The sequence below is a fragment of the Pedobacter sp. CFBP9032 genome (genome assembly GCF_034045265.1).
Lineage (GTDB): Bacteria > Bacteroidota > Bacteroidia > Sphingobacteriales > Sphingobacteriaceae > Pedobacter.
Genome location: NZ_JAXCWE010000039.1, coordinates 1 through 416, shown reverse-complemented (window position 1 = coordinate 416; position 416 = coordinate 1). Strand labels below are relative to the sequence as shown.

Sequence of the window (416 nt, the reverse complement as noted above, 5' to 3'; positions counted from 1 at the left end):
TGATTACTCCGCCATGGTTGGTTGGGATAGAAATGCAATGGACGCTTTTTGATCCTGAAAGAAAATCCAGAAATCTGGCTTCGCAATCTTTAATAAAAGAAGCCGATCTTTTGATCAATCAAAAGCAGAAATCAGTGAATTTGGCGACCAAAATTTCTGAGAATAAATTGATCAGCTTTAAAGAACAGAACGAAACATTTGATGCTGCGAGAAAACAGACATATACCACAACAGAAATGGTAAGAAAAAGAATGGAAAACAGTCTTTCTTCCGTAAAAGATGTGAACGATGCTTTGCAGCTTCAATATGAAGCCGAAAAATTATATTATACGTCTTTGGTTGCCTATCAAACGGTGATTGCTACTTATTTTTATATTACCGGAAACGTCGAAAATATCACCAATTACATTCCATAA

The 416-nt window shown here is 35.3% G+C and carries 1 protein-coding gene; it reads left to right on the top strand.

The genetic code is table 11. The annotated features are described in order from the left end of the window. Window positions 1-416, top strand: a 416-nt coding sequence (locus tag SOM16_RS23060) for a TolC family protein (protein WP_320466351.1), incomplete at its 5' end; no start/stop codon positions are given.